The sequence below is a fragment of the Acinetobacter sp. P1(2025) genome, from assembly GCF_051390655.1.
Classification (GTDB): domain Bacteria; phylum Pseudomonadota; class Gammaproteobacteria; order Pseudomonadales; family Moraxellaceae; genus Acinetobacter; species Acinetobacter junii.
Genome location: NZ_JBPKBJ010000029.1, coordinates 18,865 through 45,164 on the forward strand (window position 1 = coordinate 18,865; position 26,300 = coordinate 45,164).

Here is a 26,300-nt window from a genome sequence, read left to right on the forward strand (position 1 = left end):
TTTTTTTCTGACTTCAGCTGCCTTGAATCAGCTGGGTCAGCTCATCCACATAGTCTTGCATTTTTTTAGGATTTTTATCCGCACGGCTTTCAATATTTAAACGTAATAGGGGCTCTGTGTTTGAAGCACGTACGTTAAAGCGCCAAGCCCCAAAATCTAAACTTACACCATCTGTGTGGTCAATACTTGGATTTTGATTTGCGAAGTGATCAAAGATTTTTTGAATTGTGACTTGAGTATCTGCGACTTTGAAATTGATTTCCCCTGAGCAAGGGAATTTAGTAATCATCTCTTCAACTAATGAAGACAACGATTGTCCAGTTTCAGACAGTACAGAAACAACCAACAACCATGGAATCATTCCACTGTCACAGTAAGCAAAATCACGGAAGTAATGATGCGCTGACATTTCACCGCCATATACTGCATTGTGCTCACGCATTTTTTCTTTAATGTATGAATGCCCTGATTTAGACTGAATCGCTTCACCTTGGTATTGTTCAATCACATCAAAGGTATTCCAAACCAGGCGAGGGTCATGCACAATTTTCTCACCAGATTGTTTCAGTAAGAACGCTTGTGCCAATAGACCGACGATGTAATAACCTTCAATAAATTGGCCTTTTTCATCAAATAAGAAGCAGCGGTCAAAGTCACCATCCCAAGCGATACCCATATCTGCATGATGTTCAATCACCGCATTACGGGTACTGTCACGGTTTTCAACTAAAATTGGGTTGGGAATACCATTAGGGAAAGTACCATCGGCATCATTGTGAATTTTGACAAATTCAACAGGCATATTGAACTGTTTAAATTTTGCTTCAATGGCATCAACCACATGACCAGCAGCGCCATTGCCCGCATTCATGACTAATTTGAGTGGGCGAATTTTTGCAGGATCAATATACGACATTAAATGATCAATATATTCAGGCAGAATATTGTATTTTTCAGTTTTGCTTTTAGTGATAACTTCATTAAAGTTGCCTGATTCAGCCAATAAACGAATTTCTTTTAGCCCTGAATCAGCTCCAATCGGACGTGCATTTTCGCGGACCAATTTCATGCCGTTATAGTCCATCGGATTATGGCTTGCCGTGATTTCGATCCCACCTTGAACATCTAGATGAAAGGCACCGAAATAGACTTCTTCAGTCCCCGTCATACCTAAATCTAAAACATCAACACCCGCATCATTCAGACCTTTGATGGTGGCTTGTTTTAAATCTTCACTGCTGAGACGGATGTCGCAGCCCACCACAATTTTTTTTGGTTGATAAATTTGCCCATAGGCACGACCGATTTTATAAGCAATCTCTTCATTGAGTTCTGTACCGAGTTTGCCGCGGATGTCATAGGCTTTAAAACAAGTAAGTTGTGTCATTTAAATTCTCGAAATAATTCCTGCGAAGTAAGGAAAGTATGATTATAGAAGGAAAATAGTTCCTATATGCCAAGTTACTGGTTAACTTTTATATCTTCTTTAAAAATAGATGTTTAACTGTATATAGTGCTCTTTCATCTAATTTTTAAAGTTTGGTACTTCAGCATGCTATTTTATATATTAGCTCTTCATGAAATTTATATCGATTTTACCTTTGCCAAGATCCGCTCCGCCCAGTCAGTGTAATAATTTACATCTTCTATTTCTTCCTTTTTGGAAGGATGATTAATTGTAGTTATTGCAGTAATACCTCTCACTTCAGATAGAAGCTTTTTAGGCCAACTGAGTGATTGAGACAGTATTGAATTATTTAATATTTCCAAATCTATCTCAATTAATCGTTGAGTTTCTTTTTCATATGGGAGTAATAAGGTAGAGATATTTTTTTTACCATCTGAAGTATCAATTTCACACAAATAAAATTGATGGTTATTTTCTATATTAAAAATTTTATAGACATAAAAGTAGCGTAATTGATTGTTTGCAAACTTATGGCCTCTGAAACGTTTATATATTTTAAAAGGTGAGTTCTTGATTTCTTTGGTTTTATATCCCTTTTCTTCAATTTGCTCCAATAGTTTAATCAAGTCTTTATAAGTGACTCGCTCTAGTTGAATTTCTGATTCTGTTGTAAATCCAGACACTGTACCCTCTATATCTCCTTCTCCACCAGCAAATCCTTCTTCTTGATTTTGATCTTTATCCATTTGCTTTCGTCTTTTACGTACTACAGTTTTAGCAGGAGGTTTCTCTAAAGAAATTTTTAATTCTTCAATTGTATAAATTTCTCCAGGTAGGTTTCTTAGCTTGGCCAGTAGTTTATCGATATCTGCCTCAGCATTTTTATTCAATTTCTCTTTAGGTTGGCTCGCTGGTTTTGGTTTGTTTGAACCTTGCCCTTGAGCATTTTTGACCTGTTGTATGATTTTTTTTGAAGTGAAATGAAATTGAATAGGGCGGTTGATAGCTGTATCAAGATTTTTGAAAGATGTAATGCGCTCAATTCTGTAAATACCTGTTTCTTTATCATAAATTCCATCTACTGTTAGATCAATATTTTTAAGATCAGGCACTTCCATGTCAAAATTAAAACTTTTAGCGCCTTTTTGATCAATAATTGTTTTCTGATAAATACTAATGAAGGCTTTATTTAAATCAGGCTGTAATAAAATTAAAGCGAGCTTCTTCAAAAAATGAGGATCAGAGACATCTGCGTTCATAATTTTTTTGTTTTTTGCTATATTAATATGAATAGCCTTTTCATCATTCGTATCCACTAGAATATCTGTTGAATAGTTTTCCGCAAAGAGTGCTGCACGTAAAAGATAAGGATGTGAAAAGAATAGGTCCCGAGCAAGAATGAGTTTCGGTATTTGAATAGTAAGATTTTTATTTAATACTTTTGAGTAGTAATCAAACTCAAAGCAAATCCTGCCTTGATCACTTTTTTTATATTCTTCTCCTAATAAAGTGATTGTTTTGAATACTGTGAAATTTACACTTTCAAGTGTATGGAAAAATAATTCCTTTGGCTCAGAATCTGCAATTGGGGTGAGATAGTCATAAAGAATAATACTCTCAATCGGTAATTTAAGTTGAATAGGACGGTTAATAATAGGGTTAAACAAATGAGTATCAATATCAAACCGAGTTTGACCGCGTCGACTAATTTTTGTCGCAGTATAGTAAATCATCTCTTTTGGTAAAAAGTCGGTTGAACAATCACTCATTTTTTATTTCTTCCCAAATATTATTAAAAAATCGACGTGCTTCTGGCGTTAATCGCTGCTCACTTAATCCTGATACACGTAAAAAAACACTCGGTGGATAGTATTTATTCTCAGTTTGTTGACGAATATATGTTCGTGTCAGACGACGTATTTGATAACAATCCACCGACTCAGCGTAGCGCTCCAAAAATGCTTTGGTCAACGGCAGAAAATGCCAGTTTTTTTCAATTAGGCTGACATGCCCAAGTTGTTTAATTAAAAACTTTTTGGTCCATTGTGGGGAGTCTAAGTCTTCTAATAATTCATCACGTATTTTAATCAATTGTTTCATAAACTGACGATCCCGAATACTCCAATCGACACGTGGTTTGGGTAGAGAGAGTGGTGTCATGATAGCGGTTTGATTGATTTGTAACAGCCAATCTTTATGATTGCGATATAAACGTGCGTACAGTGCACCATCATGTTTACGAGCTAGTTTGACTGACATATCCTGAATCAATTGTATCCATTTCAGTTGATCATCTGACAGGACTTGGTAAGTCTTGTGTTTTACAGTGACAGGAATGGCTTGTTCCTCTATACCTACTGTCGCTAGATCCAAATACTGTTGGTATGTATAAATAGGACTTTGTTCGGGAACAAGTGCCTTTAATACGATGAGATGCTCAAGATATGAAAAAGCTTTTCGGTGTTTTCTGCAGATATTCTTGAGCCAGCAATTCTCAGACCGCAGATCACCTAGGTGATAGTACTGAAGAAAACTTTCCCCCCAATAATCGACAACAAGTTGACGAACTTTTTCATAATTGATATTTTTTTGACCTGAAAGTAAGTTCCGATCTTTTAAAATATTGAAGTAAGCGACAGATATAGAAGAAAAGTTTTTTAAAGTGATTGTGTCTGAATTAGACAATAGTTCTTCAATCAATCCTGCAAGTTCACTATGCTTATTTAAGTCCTCAGAATTTAATGCGAGCTGAATAGAGTCCTTAAGAGCATTTAAATGAGCAACATAGTACCTTCGGTCTAGTCCATTACACGAGACAGAGCTTACAAAAAGGGGGGATGCATGCTTTGTACAATATTCATATCCTGTAATCTGCCAGCTGCATTTCCAATAAACTTCACCATATTGCTGCATCTGTTCTTGCCAGCAATGAGGGCAGAACCGGAAAAAACTCACAGCTTTGATCCGCGATGCATTTTTTCCTAATTTGGTATGCAGGGATTGATACTGCTCACCTCGCAATGCCTGCACAGCATAATGCATTACTCTATCAGGTTGAAATGGTTGGTAAATTGGTAACAGGGTGTGTTGGTTGATTAAAATAAGCGTATCATAGTGATCTGGTAAGTAACTGGCCACCCTGTCTAGATGAGAAGGTAAATCGTAAGTTGGTGTCAAGTTCCTATTATTGAATAATTCTTCAGTGAGATATTTTGGACTCAGAATCCCATTGTGAACAGCATAACGAGCAATCACACTGTAAATCAATTCATTTGGATATGGTGCTGGAAAATTTGAAATCATGGTACCTTACCCTCCATTTTTTCTGCTTAATGCAAAATGGGACAGGTAGGATCAAACAAATAGTGAGATGATTTTAATAACTCATAAACATCTACGTCCTGTTCTTGTGCTTGACTGAAAAAGTTTCGTAAGTCATTCGTTTCAGTACTCTTCCATTCCTCCACTTTCATGACTTTACGAGAGGTCCTTGGCTTCCTTGCCGGAGTTGTGGTCTGAGGCTGGTCCAATTTATCTTTTGCTACAGAGCCGTCTAATACTTCCAGAATATGTTGGAGTAGTACCTGTAAGTTCTCGTTTGGATATTTTTTTAATGCAGAAGTGACATGCAGATCAATTGTAGCAGCGGGGTGACCTAAGGCCGTTAGCATACCTATCAGTGTGGAATAATGTGGTCCTAGATCTTTACGCTGTATTTCCGTTTTTAATGCAGCTTTGAAACGGTGTTGTTCAACATATTCCTCAATTTGAACTTGAGGGATCGTTAAGTCAGAATATCGTGCAATACGTGTGGGGTTGCCTGAGCGGAGTGCATCCAAAATATCGTGGACTGGCTGTAATTGTTCTTCGTAGACTTTTTTAAAAAGTTCAGATGTAATTTTTTCCAGACCAATGGTGATTGCATGAATCTGCACCAAGCAGAACAGTTTGACCACTAAATCTGGAATGCCCTGCGTATAATAATACCAAGTGTTTCTTAATTCATCGGTCAGTTCAGCTGGTTGTTGAACCCATTGATATTGCCACAGCTTGTTGGTGAAAGCATACCATTCAGAAATGATCATTTGATCAGGGGTGCTAGGATCGGGAGTGGGTGCTTCATTGCGCATAGGTTCCCAGATTAAAGAGCCTAATCCTGCACTGCGTCTAGCTGATCTTAAATCTTCTTGCAGAATTTCATTGGCTTTGGGTGTCCCAATCATCACAATTGGAATGGATGCCACATTCACAAGGGTGACAAAGAAATTAAGAATGATTTCAGCCCCGCCAGATTTTTTTGTATTCAAATGCTGGATTTCATCAATGATTAAAAGTCCAATAGAATAATTATTTGCGATAATTTTCATCTGCTGCAGCATAGCATTCACATTTAAGCGACTTCTGGTGAAACGATGCTCGAAGTTTGTATCTCCTAATGCTAAATCTACTGCTCTAAAAAAGTTTGAGCATAAGTTTTTTAAAGAGCTGTCATGCGGACAATCAATTTTAAGGTAAACAATTTGTTTTAATCCCAGCTCTCTATGTTCAATCACTTGCGGGTAATAACGCAAAATTTTGTTCATTGTCGTTGTTTTACCGCTTCCCGAACATCCTATAATTGACATGCTAGTTGCAGTCGACTCTGGAGGTGCATAGCGGTAAGAGCTTTCATTTGATGGTTCTAGTTGCTGAAAAGCAGCGTGTAAATGTCGATGTCTATCCCCATTAGTGATGTTTCTGCTCACGTAACCTTGCCGGATCATGATAGAAATTTTTTGTTCAAGGGATAGATGTTTAGTCAGTGGTTGAAAAAAATCATGAGGCAACTGAGCAATCAGATGGATTCTTTCTGGTTGGGGTAAGAAACGCTGTTCTGGAATAAATTTCAGTTTCCCTCGTAGGTGTTTAATGACCGATTTTGTGTCAAGGATAGGCGGTAATTGAGTAATGAGAGGATTATCCCCATAGATATCTTCTATCGATGTGTTGACCGCGAGTTCATTATTATTCATTCTTCATCGTCCTCTTCAAATAATTGTCTCATTAAGTCTGGTTGACTGGTCAAATCCAGATTGCTGCTGTGAGATGGGGGTGTTGGAGTATTGTCTTGGTTGGAATGGATAGTCCGGATAGAATTGACGGACCTATTTTGGAGATGTTCCTCACGTTCCACCTGAATTGCTTCTTGTTTGTTCTGACGAATATCCCGAGTACGTTGTGCTTTAGAAAGTTGGTGAACTCCTGCTTGAGCCTGCCGGCTCTGTGCTGTGTGGATGATTTTGTCAGTAAAATCCTGCAATTCACTGATGGCTACGGACTTTAGTTGTGAATGCTGTTTTTCAACAGTTTTGATTGCTTTTTGAATTTGTTCAGCTTCCCACCAGGTCAGATGCTGATATTGACGTGAGGTATCACTTAAGTGGGCTTCCCAGTATTCCAACTTATTTTCATCAAAGAAAACATAAATGGTATTTACTGAGTATGGGTCAAAACCAATCCGCAACTTTTTCGGGCGGGATTTGGTCGTGTTACGAATAAACCAGCCTTGTTGATGCATTTCCAAACATTGATAGAGTAAGCCTTTGACTTTAAGTCCCTTGTCACTTAAGGAGGCGTCGGTCCTAGGTAACAAGCCAACATATAGTGATTTGTTATCCACTTGTCTTAACATCCCAGTACGGTGCTGTAGACCCCACTGCCAGAGCTTAAGGGGGATAGAAGGCAGGTCAGTCGGCATATCGGCACTACGATCATATTTCGTCAAAATATCAAAATTATTGCGTAACAAGACGCAGCTTAATATGATTTTTCTGAACTCTTCCAAAGTTAGACAAGCTTCTAGTCGATAATCATGTCCGCCTTTCTTTTTTTCCTTGAATCCAGAAACAACACCAATATTCTCGTAGGATTTAAAGCGTGACTGAATGATTCCAAAAGCCCTCTCCACTATACCTTTGGCATCGCTTCGATACGGTGGCGCATTTTCAATACGAACAGAAAAGTTTTTTTCAAGAAGTTCAATTTGATAACCAATGAGTTCACCGCGGTCTGCAAGTATGGCACCAGGTAAACCATAAATAGGCCAGTCTTCCGGTTGTATTTGCAAGCCATAACTCTGACAGAATGTCACTTTATCTTGGATTGCAACGCTGAGGCATTGTATGGCTGTGTTAAATGAGCTGTTTTCCATACCAACATAAAGCCCAGTAATCATCCGGCTAAATACATCGATAGCAAGATAGACGGTAGGTCTGCCAATAATCTGTGATGGATCTCGTGATGATACAAGGTAAATATCAGCAACCGTTGAATCTATCTCATAACGTGCGCCAGGGCCATTTGCTTGCTTGGTTGCTGTTGAAATTAGAGGTTTGTGATCTTTCAGGGTTTTCTGATTCGTCAGAATTTCCTTGGAATTGTTCTTATTTCTATATCGCGTATTATAAAAATAATAGAATTGAGCATAGGTTGGAATATCTGAGGTTTGCACTTGATGAAAGTGCTTAGAAAATACACTTTTAAACCGAAGATAAGTTTCGTTAATGGATTGTTTTTTGACAGGAACTAAATACTCTTCGATGGCTTTCTTAAAATATAATTCAACCTGTTCAGTGACATTCTTACCTCCATTCGATTCATAGATGCGTGGTCTGCCAATTTTTTTATCACCTATAGCTCTTTTTTGGCCTTTTCCACCTGAGTTTTCATAGTCCGGTACCAAAGCATTTATAGTTTGACCACGCTGCCAGTAGCGTCTTAGGAGTCGTAGAATTTTATTAATTGATACTTCTTTTTCTAGATGTATAGTTTTAATTTTTGCAGTCCTGATTTTTGTATTGATAAGAACTTGTTCATCATTAATTAAATCTTGAATAATTAAAAAGTTTTCATCTCTTTTTTTGAGTTGAATAGAATCTTCACTCAAGTTTAATCGTTTTAAATATTCATAAGGATCTTGCGCTGGTATCAGGCTTTGATCATCTGAGAGAGTTTGAAGTTCCTTAGACAAAATGAGTTCAGGAAAAGCATTTTTATTATCAATCGCAATCCATACCGTATACTGCGGTAAGAATTTGAGTATTCGGTATTGTGTTGAATTCAAGATGTAAACTGAATTAATTAGTTGCATGGACTGTATTCTCATTCTGGAGCAAATTACTTGCATGAATATCAGAGAGTTTAAGCTCCAAGTATGAAACTTCTAGATTAAATTGAAGTATTCGCAGTGCAAATAATTTTCTAAACAATGCGAGCGTCGCTCCGATACCCATTTTTTGAGTTTGGTCAGAATGCTTACAAAATTGGATTAATGAGCTTTGAGGGTACTGGCTAATTTCTTCCATAAAATAAACTGCTTGATCAATCATGTGATTTGTTATTTCAAGGTCATTTTTTTCTACATACAGCCATTTAATGTTCTCTAGTACCGTAGCAGGAATGTCTTTTTCAGTAATCAGTTTGAACGGCGTATTGTGCTCTTCTTCCCAGTAACGACGTTTAATTTCTAATGACTCAATAACATGAGCTTTATTCAGATCCTTGCTGTAAAGAGTGTCAAGGGCTATAGAAAACTTACCAAAATCAACTAAAAAATCTGAAGATAGGGTAAAAGGTATATAGTCAACCGATACTTTTTTCATTCGGAAACGAGAACAGATGGAGTTGAGATCATAGATATCCAAAGGATAATGTTCGCGAATATCTGTAACGTTCTGATTCCAGTCAAGCAGTAAAAAGGTAGATAGCTCTAGATCAGAAAATAAGTGATGAAGACGTTGACTCACACGGCCTTGTACTCTGTGAGAGCGACCAATTGAACTGAAGTTTTGAACAGTTTTACAAGGTTTATAATCGCGTCCATGGCCCTGGCCATACCCTTCTGTTACTAGTTCTTCATAGTTTTTTATAATTTTTGCCATACAGAAGACCTGTGGATTTTGGTGGATAATTAATCATATCTGAATGGGGGTAATTTTGTATTTGGCAAAAACATACAAACTTAAATATATTTATATACAAACAAAATTTTATAATTTATTATTTAATTATTCTTTTAATTCATTAACTTAATAATTAATCTGGTATTTTAGTACTCAATTAATGAGTTTAAAAAACGTTAATGATAGGCAAAAGTATTCAAATTACATCTTAGTAAACATCGTTGCATATTCTTATGTAAACCAACTGCATATTCATACTCAAACCCGACCATTCATTCTGGTTCATAGTAAAATGTTTATTTTCTATTCCAAATATTTTAGAACAAAATATGTAAATTTGGATCTTAAAGTACTACCTTAATCTGCTATAATTTGTACATCATTATGATGTACAAATTGGTGGAAAATATGGCTAACTTAGCAACAGAACGAATCAATGTTCGTTCAACCGTAGATGCAAAGATTGTAATTGAGCAAGCTGCGAATTTATTGGGTCTTAGTGTGAGTTCCTTTATGATCCAATCCTCATTTGAACGAGCAAAAGAATTACTTAAATCTAATCACGAGTTAAAAGTAAATAATGCTGATCGTGATATGTTAATGAATTTGCTTGAAAATCCGCGCCCTGCAAATGATGAGATGAAAAATTTAATGAGTTTATTGGATGAAAATTGAGGTTTTACAAGCCCATCATCAGAAAAAATCATTTAATTGTGGGCAAGATGATTTAAATAAGTTCATAAAACAATACGCATCCCAACATCAGAAATCAGGAACAAGTAAAACCTATGTTGCTATTGATGATGATGCACAGGTGAGGGGGTTTTATTGTCTATCAAGTACCTCTATAGGATTTGATGGGGTTGATGCTGTTCTCACTAAACGATTACCTCGTTATCCCTTACCTTGTGTGGTTGTGGGTCGCTTTGCCGTTGATCAAGCAGCACAGGGGCAAGGAGTTGGAAAAGTACTTTTAGCACATGCTCTTAAACAAGTTTCAAAAGTTGCTCAAATTATTGGTGTTAATTTTGTTGTAATACATGCTAAGGATCAAAAAGCTATGAAGTTTTATCAGCGGTTTGGCTTTATCTCATTAACATCAAATCCATTAACATTAATATATCCAGTGAATGAAATACCTCATTTTAAATAAGGTGGGCTGCTAGCTAGTAACAGGAATAGCTAATAGACTTATTCAGAGTTTGCACATAGTTCCTTATCCCTTATTTTGCTTTATGACCAAATACTGCGTCTAATTATGGTAATTTAATTAAGTTTGTTTTATTTTTGATCATAAGTTATTGATATATATTATTCATTATTTTTCAATTTTAAAATTAAGTTTGTATTATAATTTGGTATCCTTAATTTTAGATGAAATTAAGTTTGTATTAAGTATCGGGTTCTTCCACTTTAAAATACGAATTCTTGCTCAGAAAGGTGAAGCATACTTTAAATAAAAATGAAATGTTTTCAAGATTAGGTCAAAAAGGGATGCTTTTTGAATCTAGGGTGAGATTTTTATATATCTATATTGTTGAATATATTAGTAATAATTTTATATTTCTGGTGTGATTCTAATTTGAATTTATTTATATTAAAAACCCTGTAGACTTGGTGAAGAATCACTGGGTCTACAGGGTAGGGTTTCGTTCGTTTACTTCATTAATATCCAAACTTAAATAATTAAATCTAAACTTAATTATTTGATACAAACTTAATTATACGAACACAACGAACACAGCAACCTTTCTTCCATTTTTTTATTATTCGACCGTTACACTTTTTGCAAGGTTACGTGGCTGATCCACATCAGTACCACGCAATACAGCGACATGATATGACAGAAGCTGTACAGGGATACTGTAAACAATAGGTGCTAACCATTCATTGACTGCTGGGATATGAACTACGTGTTGGCGATCTTTTTCTTGGATTCCGCTATTTTCATCAGCAAAAACAAAAAGCTCGCCGCCACGCGCTTGTACTTCTTCCATATTCGATTTTAATTTATCGAGCATGTCATCATTTGGTGCCAAAATCACCACAGGCATTTCATTGTCAACTAATGCCAATGGACCATGTTTGAGTTCACCTGCCGCATAACCTTCAGCATGAATATATGAAATTTCTTTGAGCTTCAAAGCACCTTCTAGTGCGATTGGGAAGTGTGTTCCACGACCAAGGAATAAACAGTGGTTCTTTTCTACAAATAACGCAGACAAACGAAGAATCGAAGTATTGTGCTGCAAAGTATCTAGAATTACTTTCGGGCAATGCCATAAAGCTTCAGTAATTTCTGTTAACTGGGCATCAGAGAGACGTTGCTTCACTTGACCGATTTTTAGAATCAGTAACATTAATGCAGCAAGTTGCGTGGTAAATGCTTTGGTTGAAGCAACACCAATTTCAGGGCCAGCAAGAGTGAGTAAATGATGATCTGTTTCGCGAACCATCGATGATGTCGCAACGTTACAAATCGTCATCGTGCTAATGTCAATCGTGTTGGCTTTAGCGCGTTTTTGGGTTTCACGTAAGGCTGCTAGGGTATCTGCCGTTTCACCAGATTGAGAAATACAGATATACAGCGTATTTGCCACAATGACAGGCGTACGATAGCGGAACTCGCTGGCAATTTCGACTTGGCAAGATACGCCGATTAATTGTTCAAACCAATATTTTGCAATCATACCTGCGTGATAGCTGGTTCCACAGGCAATAATTTGTACCTGTTGGATTTTAGCAAAATCAGCATTAGCATATTGAAGAAAATCTTCACGCAAATAATTGCCATTTAAGGCTTGTGAAATGGTTTGCTGGATCGCTTCTGGCTGCTCATAAATTTCTTTGAGCATGAAGTGCTTATATTCACCTTTAGATGCGTTGCTAACCGTAGCATCCAGTTCTTTCACTGGGCGTTGAACAGCTTCACCTTGCGCAAAAACTTCAATGCTCGTACGAGTTAAGCGAGCAATATCTCCTTCTTCTAGATAAACAAAGCGATTCGTGACTGGAAGTAGAGCCAATTGATCTGAACTGATAAAGTTTTCACCGATACCCACACCAATCACGAGAGGAGAACCTTCACGAACAGTGATTAATTCATCTGGATGTTCAGTATGAATAATTCCAAGAGCGTAAGCACCTTTCAGTTGTGGAATAACTTTTTGTACGGCTTCAAGTAAGCTATCAGTATGTTTTAATGCGTCATGTACGAGATGAGCAACAACTTCGGTATCTGTTTGAGAGGTAAATACATAACCTAAGGCTTGTAGATCGTCTTTTAATTCTTGGTAATTTTCAATAATACCGTTATGTACGACAGCGACATTTCCAGAAACGTGTGGATGTGCATTATTTTCAGTTGGTTTACCATGAGTTGCCCAACGTGTGTGTGCAATTCCGATATTACCCGTTAAATGTTGTTCTGAAACAGCTTCGGCAAGATTGGCAACTTTCCCTACGCGACGCTCACGTAGAATTTTTTGATTATTGAGTAATGCTAAACCAGCAGAGTCGTAACCACGATACTCAAGACGCTTAAGTCCTTCGATCAAAATATCAGTTACGCAACGTTCAGCAACGCCTCCAACAATACCACACATAATTTTATCCTCTTATTTTTTCAGCTTTTGGGGACGTTGATAATTTGCTTTTTCAAACTGTTTAGATCGTTCGACAGCCAAACTATGGTCAGCCACATCTCGTGTTAAGGTTGAACCAGCGCCAGTTGTAGCACCAGTACCGATTTTGATCGGAGCAACCAGTGAATTATTGGTGCCAATAAATACATGATCTTCAATAATAGTTCTATGCTTATTTGCGCCATCATAGTTACAAGTAATCGTACCTGCACCGATATTACAATCCGCACCAATATCAGCATCACCAAGATAAGTGAAATGATTGGCTTTAGAACCTACACCAATATTAGAATTTTTAACTTCTACGAAGTTACCGATATGCACATCATTTGCAAGATTTGCGCCTGGACGTAAACGAGCAAAAGGACCAATTTGAGTATTTTCGCCTACTACGGCATTTTCAAAAATACTATAAGCCTGAACTTTAGTGCCTGCTGCGATACGCGTGTTCTTTAAGATACAGCCTGCACCAAGTTGTACGTTATCACCGAGCTCACAGTGACCTTCAATAATAACATTCACATCGATTTGAACATCTTGCCCACATTTTAATGTGCCACGTAGATCAAAACGATTTGGATCAATTAAGTGAACGCCTTGTTGCATTAATTCTTTGGCTTGTTGTTGTTGAAATTGACGTTCCAACGTAGCGAGTTGTAGACGATCATTTACGCCTTCAACTTCAAATGCAAGTTCAGGTTGAATGGAAGCGATTTCCAGACCATCTGCAACCGCCATCGCTACGATATCGGTAAGATAATATTCGCCTTGTGCGTTATTATTCGACAGCTTTGGTAGCCATTGGTGTAATTTTGCATTGCTAACGCAGTAGATACCCGTATTGATCTCTTGGATCTGACGTTGTTCTTCATTGGCATCTTTATGTTCAACAATGGCTTGAACTTTTCCTGCCTGACGAACGATACGACCATAGCCCGTTGGGTTTTCGACATCGAGTGTGATCATCCCAATACCAGACTGGCTAGATGCTTCTAGTAATTGTTCAAGAGTACTGAGTCGAACTAAAGGCACATCACCATATAAAATGAGTGAGATACCATCTTGCGGTAAAACTGGTAATGTCATCTGTACAGCATGACCAGTACCTAATTGCTCAGCTTGTTCAACCCATTCAATCTGTTCTTGTGCAAAGCTTTGTTTAACAAGTTCACCGCCATGCCCATAAATGGTAATAATATTTTGGGCGTTGAGTTTTTTTGCGGTTTCAATGACGTGTCCCAAAAGTGGACGACCTGCAAGTGGTTGTAATACTTTAGGAAGCTTTGAACGCATTCGCGTTCCTTTCCCTGCAGCTAGAATAATGACGGTTGTTGACATAATTAACCCTAATATTAATGTGTTAGGTCAAAAAATAAAATTGAATAAGAAAAATACATAATGCAGCCCAAAGTCCTGCAATCAGGTCATCAAGCATAATACCAAAGCCGCCAGAAACTTTTTGGTCAGCCCAATTAATTGGAAATGGTTTCCAGATGTCGAAGATACGGAATAAGACAAAACCTGCAATGACCCATAACCAATTCATTTGCTGTAAGTAAAGCAGAGGTAAAAAGGTAATCGATTGTCCCGCAAATTCATCCCAAACGATACGACCATCATCATGGACATTAATCACTTTGGCAGTGTGACCACAAATATAAATGCCTGCAATCGACATAAGTAGGATTGCAAAAACACTGGCATTGAAGCCAAGTATTAGCCACAGGGGGACGAAAAGAAGAGCAAATGCTGACCCAAAAGTACCAGGGGCTTTGGGACTAAGACCAGAGCCAAATCCTACACCGCAGAACACAATAAAGCGGTCAAACCAAGTCATTTGGTTAAAGTGAATAGGGGGTTTATGCAAAGTGTTGATATCCATGAACATGTAATGGGTAAATTTCGCCCATATACTTAAATAACAATCCAGTTTGTTGGGTAATTTCGCCGATTATTGTAAACGGTACATCAGATTGATGTCGCGATAGTTCTTCGAATTTTTGCGGTGATATTGTAAAGCATAATTCGTAGTCATCCCCTCCAGCGAGCGCATATTGCCAAGCTTGTTGTTGGTCTAATGCTTTTAGTGCTGAATCTATTGGCAAACGATCTAAAAATAAAGTCGCACCCACGCCAGAGGCTTTCAGAATATGTCCTAAGTCTTGTGCTAAACCATCCGAGACATCGATCATACTGGTCGCTCGACCTTTCAGTCGCTGACCTAACTGACAACGCGGTGTTGGATAATCTAAACGTTGTTGTAGTGCATGACCTAAATGGTGCAGTCCATACGCAGCATCACCGACTTGCCCACTCACGCATATATAGTCACCGACTTGCGCACCAGCTCGCGTAATTGCTTGTCCTTGTTCTATCCAACCTAGCGCTGTCACTGTAATCGTTAATTGGGAGCTTTGTGTTGTATCTCCACCGATTAATGCAACATTGAATAGGTCACAACATTCAAAGAGTCCTCGACTGAATTCAGCCAACCATGCCTCATCTACACTTGGTAAACTGAGTGCAAGCAATATACTGTGTGGGTGAGCTCCCATTGCCGCGATATCTGATAAATTCACGGCTACACTTTTCCAACCCACAGCATGTGCTGAGGCGTCTAAAGGGAAATGGCGCCCAGCGACTAGAGTGTCTGTGCAAATGACGAGTTGTTGCGAGGAAGGAGGGGTGAGGATGGCTGAGTCATCACCAATACCTAAACTGACATCCTGATGAGATGCTCGTTTAAAGTAACGGTCAATAATTGAAAACTCAGCCATGAAACATCAAGCCTATTATTTCGCTTGTTGTTTTTCAGCTTCACGAAGCTTTGAAGAAAGACGATCTAATACACCATTGATGTATTTATGACTGTCTGCACCACCAAAGTGTTTTGCTAGCTCAATTGCTTCATCAAGTACAACGCGATAAGGAACTTCGAGATGATCTCGTAATTCATAAGCACCCAATCGTAAGGTTGCAAGTTCTACACCATCAAGTGCAGATAGCTCACGGTCAAGTACAGGAATGAGTAACTCATCTAAAGCTTCATGTTGAGCAACCACTTGAGTGAGTAATTCATGGTAGTAGTTGAGGTCAACCTTGTGCATGGCATTTTCAACACGTGTACGTGCTTCAATTTCATGAACAGGATTTTGACTCATTTGCCATTCATAAATCCCTTGTACAGCAAAACGACGTGCTTTGCGTTTCGCTGCATAAGCGGCCTGAAGTGTTTGCGACATGCTTTAAATTGCCTTTAATAAGTTAACCATTTCGATAGCAGTAAGTGCAGCTTCGCTACCTTTATTACCTGCTTTCGTACCTGAACGTTCAATCGCTTGTTCGATGCTATCGGTAGTTAAAACACCGTTGATCACAGGCATTGTGCTTTCAAGTGCTACAACACCTAGACCTTTAGCACATTCACCAGCAACGAAGTCAAAGTGAGGTGTGCTACCACGAATTACTGCACCTAAAGCAATGATGGCATCAAATTTGTTTGAAGCCGCTAATTTCTTCGCAACGATCGGCAGCTCCCATGCACCTGGTGCATGAATCACGGTGATCGCATCTTCTGCAACGCCGTGACGTTTTAATGTGTCGATCGCACCTTCAAGTAAATGTTCTACAACGAAGCTGTTGAAACGACCAACTAAGATCGCATAACGACCTTCGCTTGCGAGATGTAATAAACCTTCAATTCGGCGAATTGCCATAGCAACCTCGATTATTTTGCTGTGATTTGATCGGCAGTGATGTATTCCACCACCTCTAAATGAAATCCTGATAAAGCATTGAAACGAAGCGGAGAACTCAACAACTTCATTTTCTCAACACCAAGATCACGTAAAATTTGTGCACCGACACCAATTGTTTGATATTGCTGCGATAGCGCTGCATTTGATTTCAGTGGCTTTGGTTGGTTCAAATGATGAATGGCATGACCTAAATCTTCCAAGTGATCTTGTCCAATCCAAACCAATACACCACGGTCACTTGCAGCAATCGTTTTCATTGCAAGATCAAGATTCCATGCTGGAGAACCATCGGCTTTATTGAGCTTTAAAAGATCACGAACAGGGTTGAAACCATGGACACGAACAGTGGTCACGCCTTCTTTCGGCTCACCTTTTACCAAAGCTAAATGAATATCTGGGTTACCGATTTCACGGTATTTATAAAGATCAAAAGTCCCGTATTCAGTTTGAATAGTTTCTTGAGATAAGCGTTCAACAGTTTGCTCGTTGGTCATGCGGTAGTGAATTAAATCCGCAATCGTACCGATCTTGAGACCATGCTTTTCTGCAAATACTTCTAAATCAGGACGGCGCGCCATAGTGCCATCTTCATTGATAATTTCACAGATCACTGAAGCAGGCTCTAAACCTGCTAAGCGTGTTAAGTCACATCCAGCTTCGGTATGACCTGCGCGGTGTAAGACACCACCTGGTTGAGCCATTAATGGAAAAATATGACCAGGTTGAACAATATCGCTTGGTTTAGCGTGGGCAGCTACAGCTGTGCGAATGGTATGAGCACGTTCTGCTGCTGAGATACCTGTGCTGATGCCTTCGGCTGCTTCGATTGAAAGGGTGAAGTTCGTGGCATGTTGAGCGCCGTTTTGATCAACCATAAGCGGAAGGTTGAGTTGCTTACAACGTTCGCGGCTTAATGTCAGACAGACCAAACCACGTGCATGTGTAATCATGAAGTTAATGTCTTCAGGACGAACATGGGTAGCAGCGATGACTAAGTCACCTTCATTTTCTCGATCTTCGTCATCCATGAGGATAACCATTTTGCCTGCACGAATATCTGCGACAAGTTCTTCAACACGACTCAGCGGCATTCGCTTTCACCTTTTAAGCAGCCTTTTAAGGCATTAGTATTCGATAAATTTGGCATAGTTTACCGCATTTTAAAACTTTTCGCCTGTGCTTCTTATCGCACGTGACGAATTTATACATCATGCTGAGTAAACGCTTTTATTGATCTAAATATTTGGTTTTGATTCAGAATATAATATTTTGTTTTTTCTAAAAATTTCATTGCTTTGCAATAATTTTTTAACTCAAGCTGCGCTGAATCGATTTAAGATTATAGTTTGAGTGTGTTGATGTTTTATGCAAATCAAGCACTTTTTGATGGAATGAACTTAATAGTTATTCAAATAATAAACCCCATTCTATACTTAAAAAATGGGGCTATTTTATCGAGGTGAATTAAGAAAGGCTGGATGATTCAGATGAGACTTTTGCCTTTTTACCCATTAAAATTTCAGTGCGCAGATTTTGAGCTAAAGTTGCACACTCCTCATTCATACCATTAATCATAAATGCATGACGTGTCATGATGTTACTTGGGTTTGGCATTGCAACTAATTCATAGCTATGTTGAATCGCTTTTAATTGCTCGTGATTCAAATGCAAGGCAGCTTCTTTTGCATGTAAATGTTGAGTTAGGCGTTTCGAAGCTTCAATTGCGTCGAGCTGCATGGCATCTACAGAGCTAGCAACAGAACCACGCGTTTGCAATGCAAAGCGTTTGTCTTCGCGATAACGTTTATACAGTACTTCTGCGAGCAGTTGGAAAACAGCACCAATCATCATAAGACATTCTAAAGCATGTGTTTGATCTGACTGAGTACTTAAGGTTGCCCCTTCAGCATTAAACTCTTGTTCAACACAAATTTTAGATGGATCAATTTGATAATGTTTAGCACATAGATCGATACTTTTATCCAAAAATAACTGACATAGCTTAAAGTAGGGCAATGAAACGGATTGGTTAACACTATTTAAGAGTTGTTTTGGATCATAAAATTGGATGTTAAGCGCCAATGTATGCTGATCAACTTGAGGTGTTTCAGTGCTGACTTTTTCAACTCGCGTTTTGGGTTGTACTTTTGCTTGTTGTTGTGCTTGAGCGACCAAAGTAACCGTATTTTGTTTTTCTAATGCCAAAGCTTGAGTTAAACGTTGAATTTCATGCTTGAGATGATTTTCTTGATTGATACGAGCAAGATATTCGGTTCGCGTTGGGCGTGCAATAGCACGGTAGCCTAACCAAATTAATCCATGAATCAAGAGAGACAATAGAATCGCCAACCACTGTGTGCGCAAAATTTCACCAATACTTGGTTGTATCAGCGTTATTTCGACTGTTCCCACTTTCTTTTCATTCTGTAAAGCATCACGGACAAATACTTCGCCTTGACGAGTTTTAGCCATACCGCTAGTTGCTAACACTTGTTTGTTGGCATCCAAAATACGGATTGAGGCAACACTTGGATTGGTCGCATAGCGATTAGCAACCAATGCTAAAGAAACAGTATTGGCGGGTTCCATTTCAGAAAGAGTATCTGCCACTAACTGACTGGTCATCAGTTGTCCTTGGCTGGCGCGGTTTTCATTGAGTTGATGAGTCGTTGCAATCACCAATAAAAAGGTATGCAAGGCAAAACTAACGATCAGTAGGCTAGCAAATAGCCCTTGGCGAGGCGCATTCAAGTTAAACTTCCAAGGCAAATAGATTCATGGGTTATGTTATGATTCTTACAATAGTTGTCGCTCTAACACGAGTCAATTCATGCGAGAAATCATTCTTATATCCTTTTTAGGACCAGATCAACCGAATCAGTTTACTCGATTAATGCAGGTACTCTCCGTACATTCTTTGCAAATACTCGATGTCGGTCAGGCGGTTATTCACAATCAACTGACCCTTGGGATCGTTGTTGCATCAGATAACGAGACTGCAACAGCATTAGCAATGAAAGAGATTCTGATTTTAGCACATGATATTGGCTTAACTGTGCGATTTAAACCAATCAGCAACGCAGAATATGACCAATGGGTGAGTGAGGGCGGACGTACACGCTATATCGTGACGGCTCTTGCACCTGAACTGACCGCTGCACACTTGCAAGCTGTGACTCAAATTGTTTCGGGTCAAGGGTTTAACATAGAAACGGTGACACGTTTATCAGGACGTTTAGAACTAGAAGAAGAAAGCCAGTTCCCACGACGCGCTTGCGTTCAGTTCGGATTAAGTGGACAAATGCTGGATGCACAAGCAATGCGTGCTGCTTGTTTGAGTTTATCAGGTGAGTTAAACATCGACGTTGCCGTACAAGAAGATAATGCTTATCGCCGTAATCGTCGCTTGGTTTGCTTTGATATGGACTCTACATTGATTGAGCAAGAGGTGATTGATGAGCTTGCATTAGAAGCGGGTGTAGGTGAGCAAGTTGCGGAAATTACAGAACGTGCAATGCAAGGTGAGCTTGATTTCCAACAAAGTTTCCGTGCGCGTGTTGCGTTGTTAAAAGGCTTAGATGCATCTGTTCTGCCTAAAATTGCTGAGCGTCTAACTGTGACAGAAGGTGCAGAGCGCTTAATCTCAACGTTGAAAGCCTTAGGTTATAAGACAGCAATTCTTTCAGGTGGCTTCCAATATTTCGCAGAGTATTTACAAGCTAAACTTGGCATTGATGAAGTGCATGCCAATATTTTGGATGTGCAAGATGGGCTTGTCACTGGTGAAGTGAAAGGTGCGATTGTTGATGGTGCGCGTAAGGCAGAGCTGTTACGCCAGTTGGCTGATAAAATGGGTATCTCACTAGAGCAGGCGATGGCTGTTGGTGATGGCGCAAATGATTTACCAATGCTGTCAATCGCTGGGCTAGGTGTGGCATTCCGCGCCAAACCTCTAGTTCGTCAAAATGCCAATCAGGCAATTTCGAGTGTGGGTTTAGATGGCGTGCTTTATCTTTTAGGTATGCATGATAAAGACCTCAATCGGGCATAGATAAGTGTAGATCTGAGCCCTCAAATAAAGCCACAGATCATGTGGCTTTATTGATTTTATTAGCTGTCACCACTTCGTCATATTTATGACTAAATGTATAGAAAACCTACAATTAAAAAATTCTGAAAAAAGTTTTTTTGAGCTCAAAATTAAGCGTATTTTTTTGTAATGACACTCAGTAATTGATGCTATATAGAAATTTCAGAATTTTGATTTTTAAAAAATGTAATTACAAAAGCATATTGCGACATCTTGTGTCGTATCGTTAATTTTAAGCTCTTTTTTTCTAAAAAAAACGCTCCATAATGCTTAAAGACGTTAATGCAACACGAAGTACTGTTAGAGATTACAGAACAATATAAGGTCTGAACGTTGATTCAGACATCCTTTTAAAGACGGAGGTTTCTATGGAAGCAGCGAATTTCACCATGTGGGTTGGATTTGGCTTGATCGCTGTCGCAGTTATTGCTGTTTTCTTCTCTCCTTATCGTCGTTGGTTAGGTTTTATGTTGGCGGGTATGATTAGTTGGGGACTGCTCGAAGTGGTACGCTTTGGTGTGCAAACCATGTTCGAAATGTCTGTCGCTTATAGTTATCTGACAGCTCTCAGCCTTGCGATGGTGACGGTGACATTTATTCTTTTACGTGAAGACAAACAAGCACAAAAACAACTGGCAAATCGCCAGTATATTGAACACACGCCTGTTTATAAGGATGACCAACAACAATGTTCTAGTCGATAAATACATAATAATTCTAATCACATCAAAGGCGTGCTCAGCACGCCTTTTTTACATTCACTTTCTGAAACAAAGCTTTTACAGAGTTCTTCACAATTGTGCTAGGATACGGGTTGTCTTAATTTTCATCATTATACTGTGGGCATAATTGTCATGAAGCTTTCTTCTCTACCTGTGGTTAAGTTACCTATCGTTGATGTAAGTACAGATCCACTGGATTTGTTGGTGGCAGGTTTGGCGTTGCGTATGAAGCAATTGGCACGTACTAACCCTAAGTTTATTGAGTTAGTTCATGATCGTGAATTTCGTATTCAAATTGGTACAGACTTGGGCATGGCACGTCAGATTATTGTCAATCACGGTAAGATCGATACAGTTGCGGGCAATCCTGAAAAAGCGGATTTTATTTTGCAATTTGCTTCAAGTGAGCAAGGCGTAAAAACTTTAGTAAAAGGCGACCCAACAGCATTCATGACAGGTATGCAAGACGGTAGCATTAAAATGGAAGGTGACTTTAGCTTATTGGTTTGGTTCAACCAAGCAGCGAAATTGCTTCCACCTAAAGTACCAAAACCTGTAAAAGAAAAAATTCGCCAAGCACGTGCGTTTATTAAAGAAAAAACAGGTAAATAACAAGCCTGAAAAAAACTCCCTAGATGGGAGTTTTTTTATTGCCTAAAGTTATTCAATCTCTAGGTTAAAAGTCACAGGTCCATCATTCACCAAATGTACTTTCATATCCGCAGCAAAAATACCTGTTTGTACATTTTCAAATTGCTGTTGTGTGTATTTAACCAATTGCTCGTAGAGTGCTTTGGCTTCTGAAGGTGGCATCGCAGGTCCAAAGTCTGGTCGTAACCCTTTTTGAGTTTGTGCCATGAGGGTAAATTGCGATACCAATAAAATACCGCCACTGGCCTGACTCACATTCCACCCCATCTTGCCATTTTCATCGTCAAAGATTCGATATTTGAGAATCTTATCTATCAGTTTCTGACCCTTTTCTAAAGTATCGTCTTTCCCTAAGCCTAGAAAAACCAATAAGCCTTTTTCAATCTCGCCCGTCGTTTGTCCGTCCACAACCACTTTTGCTTCGAGAACTCGCTGAATTAATGCACGCATAACTTTAAAATTGGATGATAGGAGATGCGCAATTTTAGCAGAGCAAAAGGATAAAAATGAGTCGTGCAGCAAAAGTCTACTATTCAATCTCCAGCGTTTGGTTGTATAACAACAGATATCTAATAAAAATTGGTTAAAACCATCCTTTATGCCTGCCATTATTCGATCTTTACTCGACACGGACTTGTATAAATTCACGATGTTGCAAGTCGTGCTACATCAGTTTCCGCAAACTCACAGTGTTTATTTATTTCGTTGCCGCAATTTAGATGACACTGTTTATCCGCTAGTTGAGATTTTGGATGATTTGAACCATCAACTTGATTTGTTGTGTGAGCTGCGCTTCACCGATGATGAGTTACAGTATTTACGTTCCTTGCGTTTTATTAAAAGTGATTTTGTTGATTACCTAGAGTTATTTCAACTTAAACGTCGTTTCATCCAAGCCAGTATGGATGAGGCAGGTCGGCTTGATATCCGAATCGAAGGTCCAATGGTACAAGCCATGATGTTTGAGATTTTCGTTTTAGCTATCGTCAATGAGCTGTATTTCCAACGCATCCGTAATGATGACGTTTTTGTAGAAGGCGAGCGCCGTTTACAGCAGAAGCTCGTTCTACTACAAGATTATGCTCAGCAACAGCAAGAAAATGATCCTCCATTCTTAGTCTCAGATTTTGGCACACGACGACGTTATAGTTTTGAATGGCAAAAACATGTAGTTCAAGCCTTTCACTCAGCTGCACCCAAAGTTTTTCGTGGCACCAGCAATGTGCTGTTAGCGAAAGAATTAGGCATTAGCCCGATCGGAACCATGGCACATGAGTTTTTACAGGCTTTTCAGGCATTGGATGTTCGTTTACGTAATTTCCAAAAAGCGGCTTTAGAAGCGTGGGTACAAGAGTATCGAGGGGATTTAGGAATCGCATTGACCGATGTGGTTGGGATGGATGCTTTCTTGCGAGATTTTGATCTGTATTTTGCCAAATTATTTGATGGTTTGCGCCATGATAGTGGTGATCCTTATGAATGGGGTGATAAAGCCTATGCGCACTATCGCAAATTAAAAATAGATACCAAGACCAAAATGTTAACTTTTAGTGATGGTTTAAATTTAGAGAAAGCATGGTTATTGCACCAATATTTTAAAGATCGCTTTCAGGTCAGTTTTGGTATTGGAACTAATCTCACCAATGACATGGGACAGACACCGCTTAATATTGTTTTAAAACTGGTGGAATGTAATGGGCAATCGGTAGCAAAAATTTCTGATAGTTCAGGCAAGACCATGAGCGATAATGAAACGTTTTTGGCGTATTTGCGTCAGGTGTTTGAGATTGAAGAGGCCTAGTTATTCTTTCATACTCAAAATTTAGTACGGCTCTGGAATAGCTCAAATGTTATGAGAGATCTGTAATAGGTACTCTTTACTTTTGAAAGATCCAAAGTAACATTTTTTTTGTTGAACTGACGGTACATCCTGAGCAATTTAAAAGCAACGCTTTGAAAGCAGCGCAAAGCAGCCACAGAGGTGGCATGGATGCCGCCTCTGCACCAGTAAATTTTTTCGACAGGTTTATATGGCTTAACTTTCGCAATTGTCAGCAAATTTTATGCTTTAAATCTAAAATCGTTGGGTTTTTTCCTATATCTACTTTTCTGCTAAATGAATATGAAAAATCAGACAAAGATAAAAAGTGAGCTATGCTAAAATTTGATGTAATGCTGTAATCACAAGACACCATAACAATGACTGACACAGATTTTAAATTAGGTTTATTGATTGAACCTGAACAACTTGTACCATACTTGGGTCATGAGTTGATTCGAGTGATCGATCTAAGCCGAGCTTCGGTTTATGAGCAACTGCACATTCCACATGCCATACATTTGCCACCTAAATATTTAGTTGCGCAGAATGAACAAGCGAATGGTGTATTGCCAGATGTCGATGGTTTAAAAACCCTGATTGAGAAATTAAATATTTCACCGCAACATCATGTAGTGGTGTATGACGACGAGGGTGGTGCTTGGGCAGGGCGTTTGATTTGGAATTTACACTGCTTAGGTTTCACACGTACCAGTTTAATTAATGGTGGTATTCACGGCTGGTTAGGTGCAGGTTTACCAACTACGTCTGAAGTTGAACCATACAAACCTGTTGCAGAGTTGGTTGCTATTGATGAGCAGGCGGTACAACAGCATCGTATTGAATATGATGAACTCCTCAATGAAGTCAATCATAAGAATATTCAACTTTGGGACTGCCGTACCATAGATGAATATACGGGTTTACGTCTTGCTGCGCGACGCGGTGGTCACATCCCAAATGCTTTGCATTTTGAATGGAGTACTGCCCTAAATCGTGAAAATCATCTAAAATTACACCCGCTTGAACGCACTCAACAACGTTTGGAACAATTAGGCTTTAATTTACAACAACCTGTGGTGGTGTATTGTCAGTCACATCACCGTTCGGGCTTGGCGTATATCTTGGCAAAATTACTCAATTGGCAAGTGAGAGCTTACGATGGTGCGTGGAGTGAATGGGGCAATCGCCTCGATAGTCCTATTATTTCAGGGGAGTCACCATCTTGAGTTTTTCAGCAGACCTAAAAAAACAACTTTTTATCAAAGCACAAAACTTAGTACCTCAACATCAACTGAGCCGTGTCATCGGCAAAGTGGCAGCCAGTGAAAATGTTTTGGTAAAAACTGCTGTGATTCAGGCATTCAAAGCGAAATACGGCATTGATATGAGCATTGCTGAGCAGACTAATCCGAATCAATATAAATCATTTAATGAGTTCTTCACCCGTGCATTGAAGGAAGGTGTACGTGGCGTGGACGAGCGTGCGGATAGTATTGTTTGTCCTGCAGATGGTGCAATTTCTCAGTTGGGTAAGATTGAGGCAGGTGATATTTTCCAAGCCAAAGGTCAAAGTTTTTCTGTAGAGAAATTGATTGGTGATCCGCAACTTGCAAAGCCATTTGTAGATGGTCAGTTTGCAACTGTTTATTTATCACCAAAAGATTATCACCGTGTACATATGCCATTTGCAGGTACATTGACTGAAACTTTATACATTCCAGGTGAGTTGTTCTCAGTTAATCAAACGACTGCTGAAAATGTACCAGGTTTGTTTGCGCGTAATGAGCGTATGGTATGTTTGTTTGATACAGAACTTGGTCGTATGGCGGTGGTTTTAGTTGGCGCGATGATTGTGGCTGGGATTGAAACTGTTGCAACAGGTAAGGTAAAACCATCAGGTAAGGTTGAATTACAGCATCACCAAATGCAGTTAGATAAAGGCGCTGAGTTAGGTCGTTTCTACTTAGGTTCTACTGCAGTGGTTTTATTTGAAAAAGATAAAATGGTATGGGAAGAGCAGTTTAAAGCGAACTCGACTGTGGTGATGGGTGAGCGTTTAGGACATTCGATTTAATCAATAAAATTATAAAAAGCCCCTATAGATAGGGGCTTTTTGTTTTACGTATTTCGCATAAGGCGTATTATGTTAATTTTCTTTGTACACGACAAAAAAAGATAACTCATTGAAATAATGGCATAATACTTGTTTTCTGACGACGAATATGATGACACATTTCAATGAGTTACATCTCATCTTAAACAAAT

General features: G+C 38.9%; 23 protein-coding genes. 8 read left to right on the forward strand and 15 right to left on the reverse strand.

Features of this window, described 5'->3' with window-relative positions; all coding sequences use genetic code 11:
• Positions 1-13 precede the first annotated feature (13 nt).
• From ACSC97_RS09085 to ACSC97_RS09110, 6 genes are all read right to left on the reverse strand, one after another.
• A complete protein-coding gene (locus ACSC97_RS09085) occupies positions 14-1,387 on the reverse strand; it encodes a phosphomannomutase CpsG (protein ID WP_436660542.1) in 1,374 nt (457 codons plus the stop codon).
• A 197-nt stretch (positions 1,388-1,584) separates the two neighbouring features.
• The gene (locus ACSC97_RS09090) at positions 1,585-3,177 is read right to left on the reverse strand and encodes a Tn7-like element transposition protein TnsE (RefSeq protein ID WP_436660544.1); all 1,593 of its coding nucleotides are present in this window, start codon (positions 3,175-3,177) and stop codon (positions 1,585-1,587) included.
• Positions 3,170-4,711, reverse strand: coding sequence for a TnsD family Tn7-like transposition protein (locus tag ACSC97_RS09095; RefSeq protein WP_436660546.1), 1,542 nt, complete (start codon positions 4,709-4,711; stop codon positions 3,170-3,172). The genes ACSC97_RS09090 and ACSC97_RS09095 overlap by 8 nt, the downstream gene beginning before the upstream one ends.
• A gap of 26 nt (positions 4,712-4,737) precedes the next feature.
• Entirely contained in the window at positions 4,738-6,420 is a 1,683-nt protein-coding gene (locus ACSC97_RS09100; RefSeq protein WP_180056335.1) for an AAA family ATPase, read from the reverse strand.
• Positions 6,417-8,537: a Mu transposase C-terminal domain-containing protein gene (locus ACSC97_RS09105; protein ID WP_436660549.1), complete on the reverse strand. Its 2,121-nt coding sequence runs from the start codon at positions 8,535-8,537 to the stop codon at positions 6,417-6,419. The genes ACSC97_RS09100 and ACSC97_RS09105 overlap by 4 nt, the downstream gene beginning before the upstream one ends.
• Positions 8,524-9,327: a TnsA endonuclease C-terminal domain-containing protein gene (locus ACSC97_RS09110; RefSeq protein ID WP_436660551.1), complete on the reverse strand. Its 804-nt coding sequence runs from the start codon at positions 9,325-9,327 to the stop codon at positions 8,524-8,526. Before ACSC97_RS09110 ends, ACSC97_RS09105 begins: the two co-directional genes overlap by 14 nt.
• Positions 9,328-9,756: 429 nt before the next feature.
• On the opposite strand from ACSC97_RS09110, the gene ACSC97_RS09115 reads away from it, so the two are divergent.
• Positions 9,757-10,023, forward strand: a complete 267-nt coding sequence (locus ACSC97_RS09115) for a DUF1778 domain-containing protein (protein ID WP_017396924.1) — start codon at positions 9,757-9,759, stop codon at positions 10,021-10,023.
• Positions 10,013-10,501: a GNAT family N-acetyltransferase gene (locus ACSC97_RS09120; RefSeq protein WP_004684281.1), complete on the forward strand. Its 489-nt coding sequence runs from the start codon at positions 10,013-10,015 to the stop codon at positions 10,499-10,501. Before ACSC97_RS09115 ends, ACSC97_RS09120 begins: the two co-directional genes overlap by 11 nt.
• A gap of 613 nt (positions 10,502-11,114) precedes the next feature.
• Here the strand turns inward: ACSC97_RS09120 and glmS are convergent.
• The 8 genes from glmS to ACSC97_RS09160 form a co-directional block, all read right to left on the reverse strand.
• Positions 11,115-12,953, reverse strand: a complete 1,839-nt coding sequence (gene glmS / locus ACSC97_RS09125; RefSeq protein ID WP_436660554.1) for a glutamine--fructose-6-phosphate transaminase (isomerizing) — start codon at positions 12,951-12,953, stop codon at positions 11,115-11,117.
• Between the two features lie 12 nt (positions 12,954-12,965).
• Positions 12,966-14,330, reverse strand: a complete 1,365-nt coding sequence (gene glmU, locus ACSC97_RS09130; protein ID WP_004910114.1) for a bifunctional UDP-N-acetylglucosamine diphosphorylase/glucosamine-1-phosphate N-acetyltransferase GlmU — start codon at positions 14,328-14,330, stop codon at positions 12,966-12,968.
• Between the two features lie 22 nt (positions 14,331-14,352).
• Positions 14,353-14,874 carry a phosphatidylglycerophosphatase A family protein gene (locus ACSC97_RS09135; RefSeq protein ID WP_004951136.1) on the reverse strand — a complete coding sequence of 174 codons (522 nt, stop codon included), beginning with the start codon at positions 14,872-14,874 and terminating at the stop codon, positions 14,353-14,355.
• Positions 14,852-15,769, reverse strand: a complete 918-nt coding sequence (thiL, locus tag ACSC97_RS09140) for a thiamine-phosphate kinase (RefSeq protein WP_436660557.1) — start codon at positions 15,767-15,769, stop codon at positions 14,852-14,854. Before thiL ends, ACSC97_RS09135 begins: the two co-directional genes overlap by 23 nt.
• Positions 15,770-15,784: 15 nt before the next feature.
• Entirely contained in the window at positions 15,785-16,234 is a 450-nt protein-coding gene (gene nusB, locus ACSC97_RS09145) for a transcription antitermination factor NusB (protein ID WP_004679125.1), read from the reverse strand.
• A 3-nt stretch (positions 16,235-16,237) separates the two neighbouring features.
• Entirely contained in the window at positions 16,238-16,708 is a 471-nt protein-coding gene (gene ribH / locus ACSC97_RS09150; protein WP_004637206.1) for a 6,7-dimethyl-8-ribityllumazine synthase, read from the reverse strand.
• Between the two features lie 11 nt (positions 16,709-16,719).
• A complete protein-coding gene (gene ribBA, locus ACSC97_RS09155) occupies positions 16,720-17,841 on the reverse strand; it encodes a bifunctional 3,4-dihydroxy-2-butanone-4-phosphate synthase/GTP cyclohydrolase II (RefSeq protein ID WP_004951142.1) in 1,122 nt (373 codons plus the stop codon).
• Positions 17,842-18,214: 373 nt separating this feature from the next.
• Positions 18,215-19,519 carry a hypothetical protein gene (locus tag ACSC97_RS09160; RefSeq protein ID WP_419372309.1) on the reverse strand — a complete coding sequence of 435 codons (1,305 nt, stop codon included), beginning with the start codon at positions 19,517-19,519 and terminating at the stop codon, positions 18,215-18,217.
• 61 nt (positions 19,520-19,580) lie between these two features.
• On the opposite strand from ACSC97_RS09160, the gene serB reads away from it, so the two are divergent.
• The 3 genes from serB to ACSC97_RS09175 all read left to right on the forward strand — a co-directional run bounded on the left by serB (position 19,581) and on the right by ACSC97_RS09175 (position 22,174).
• Positions 19,581-20,801: a phosphoserine phosphatase SerB gene (gene serB / locus ACSC97_RS09165; protein ID WP_004910102.1), complete on the forward strand. Its 1,221-nt coding sequence runs from the start codon at positions 19,581-19,583 to the stop codon at positions 20,799-20,801.
• A gap of 407 nt (positions 20,802-21,208) precedes the next feature.
• Positions 21,209-21,544, forward strand: a complete 336-nt coding sequence (gene aciT, locus ACSC97_RS09170) for a ciprofloxacin tolerance protein AciT (RefSeq protein ID WP_004951151.1) — start codon at positions 21,209-21,211, stop codon at positions 21,542-21,544.
• 150 nt (positions 21,545-21,694) lie between these two features.
• A complete protein-coding gene (locus ACSC97_RS09175; RefSeq protein WP_436660561.1) occupies positions 21,695-22,174 on the forward strand; it encodes an SCP-2 sterol transfer family protein in 480 nt (159 codons plus the stop codon).
• A 48-nt stretch (positions 22,175-22,222) separates the two neighbouring features.
• Here the strand turns inward: ACSC97_RS09175 and dtd are convergent, their stop codons facing one another.
• Positions 22,223-22,663, reverse strand: coding sequence for a D-aminoacyl-tRNA deacylase (dtd, locus tag ACSC97_RS09180; protein ID WP_436660563.1), 441 nt, complete (start codon positions 22,661-22,663; stop codon positions 22,223-22,225).
• Positions 22,664-22,811: 148 nt separating this feature from the next.
• On the opposite strand from dtd, the gene pncB reads away from it, so the two are divergent.
• The 3 genes from pncB to asd all read left to right on the forward strand — a co-directional run bounded on the left by pncB (position 22,812) and on the right by asd (position 26,109).
• Complete coding sequence (gene pncB, locus ACSC97_RS09185; protein ID WP_436660565.1) at positions 22,812-24,014, forward strand: nicotinate phosphoribosyltransferase; 1,203 nt, start codon at positions 22,812-22,814, stop codon at positions 24,012-24,014.
• 398 nt (positions 24,015-24,412) lie between these two features.
• Complete coding sequence (locus ACSC97_RS09190; protein ID WP_436660567.1) at positions 24,413-25,261, forward strand: sulfurtransferase; 849 nt, start codon at positions 24,413-24,415, stop codon at positions 25,259-25,261.
• Positions 25,258-26,109: an archaetidylserine decarboxylase gene (gene asd, locus ACSC97_RS09195; RefSeq protein WP_004910093.1), complete on the forward strand. Its 852-nt coding sequence runs from the start codon at positions 25,258-25,260 to the stop codon at positions 26,107-26,109. Before ACSC97_RS09190 ends, asd begins: the two co-directional genes overlap by 4 nt.
• The last annotated feature ends 191 nt before the right edge of the window (positions 26,110-26,300 follow it).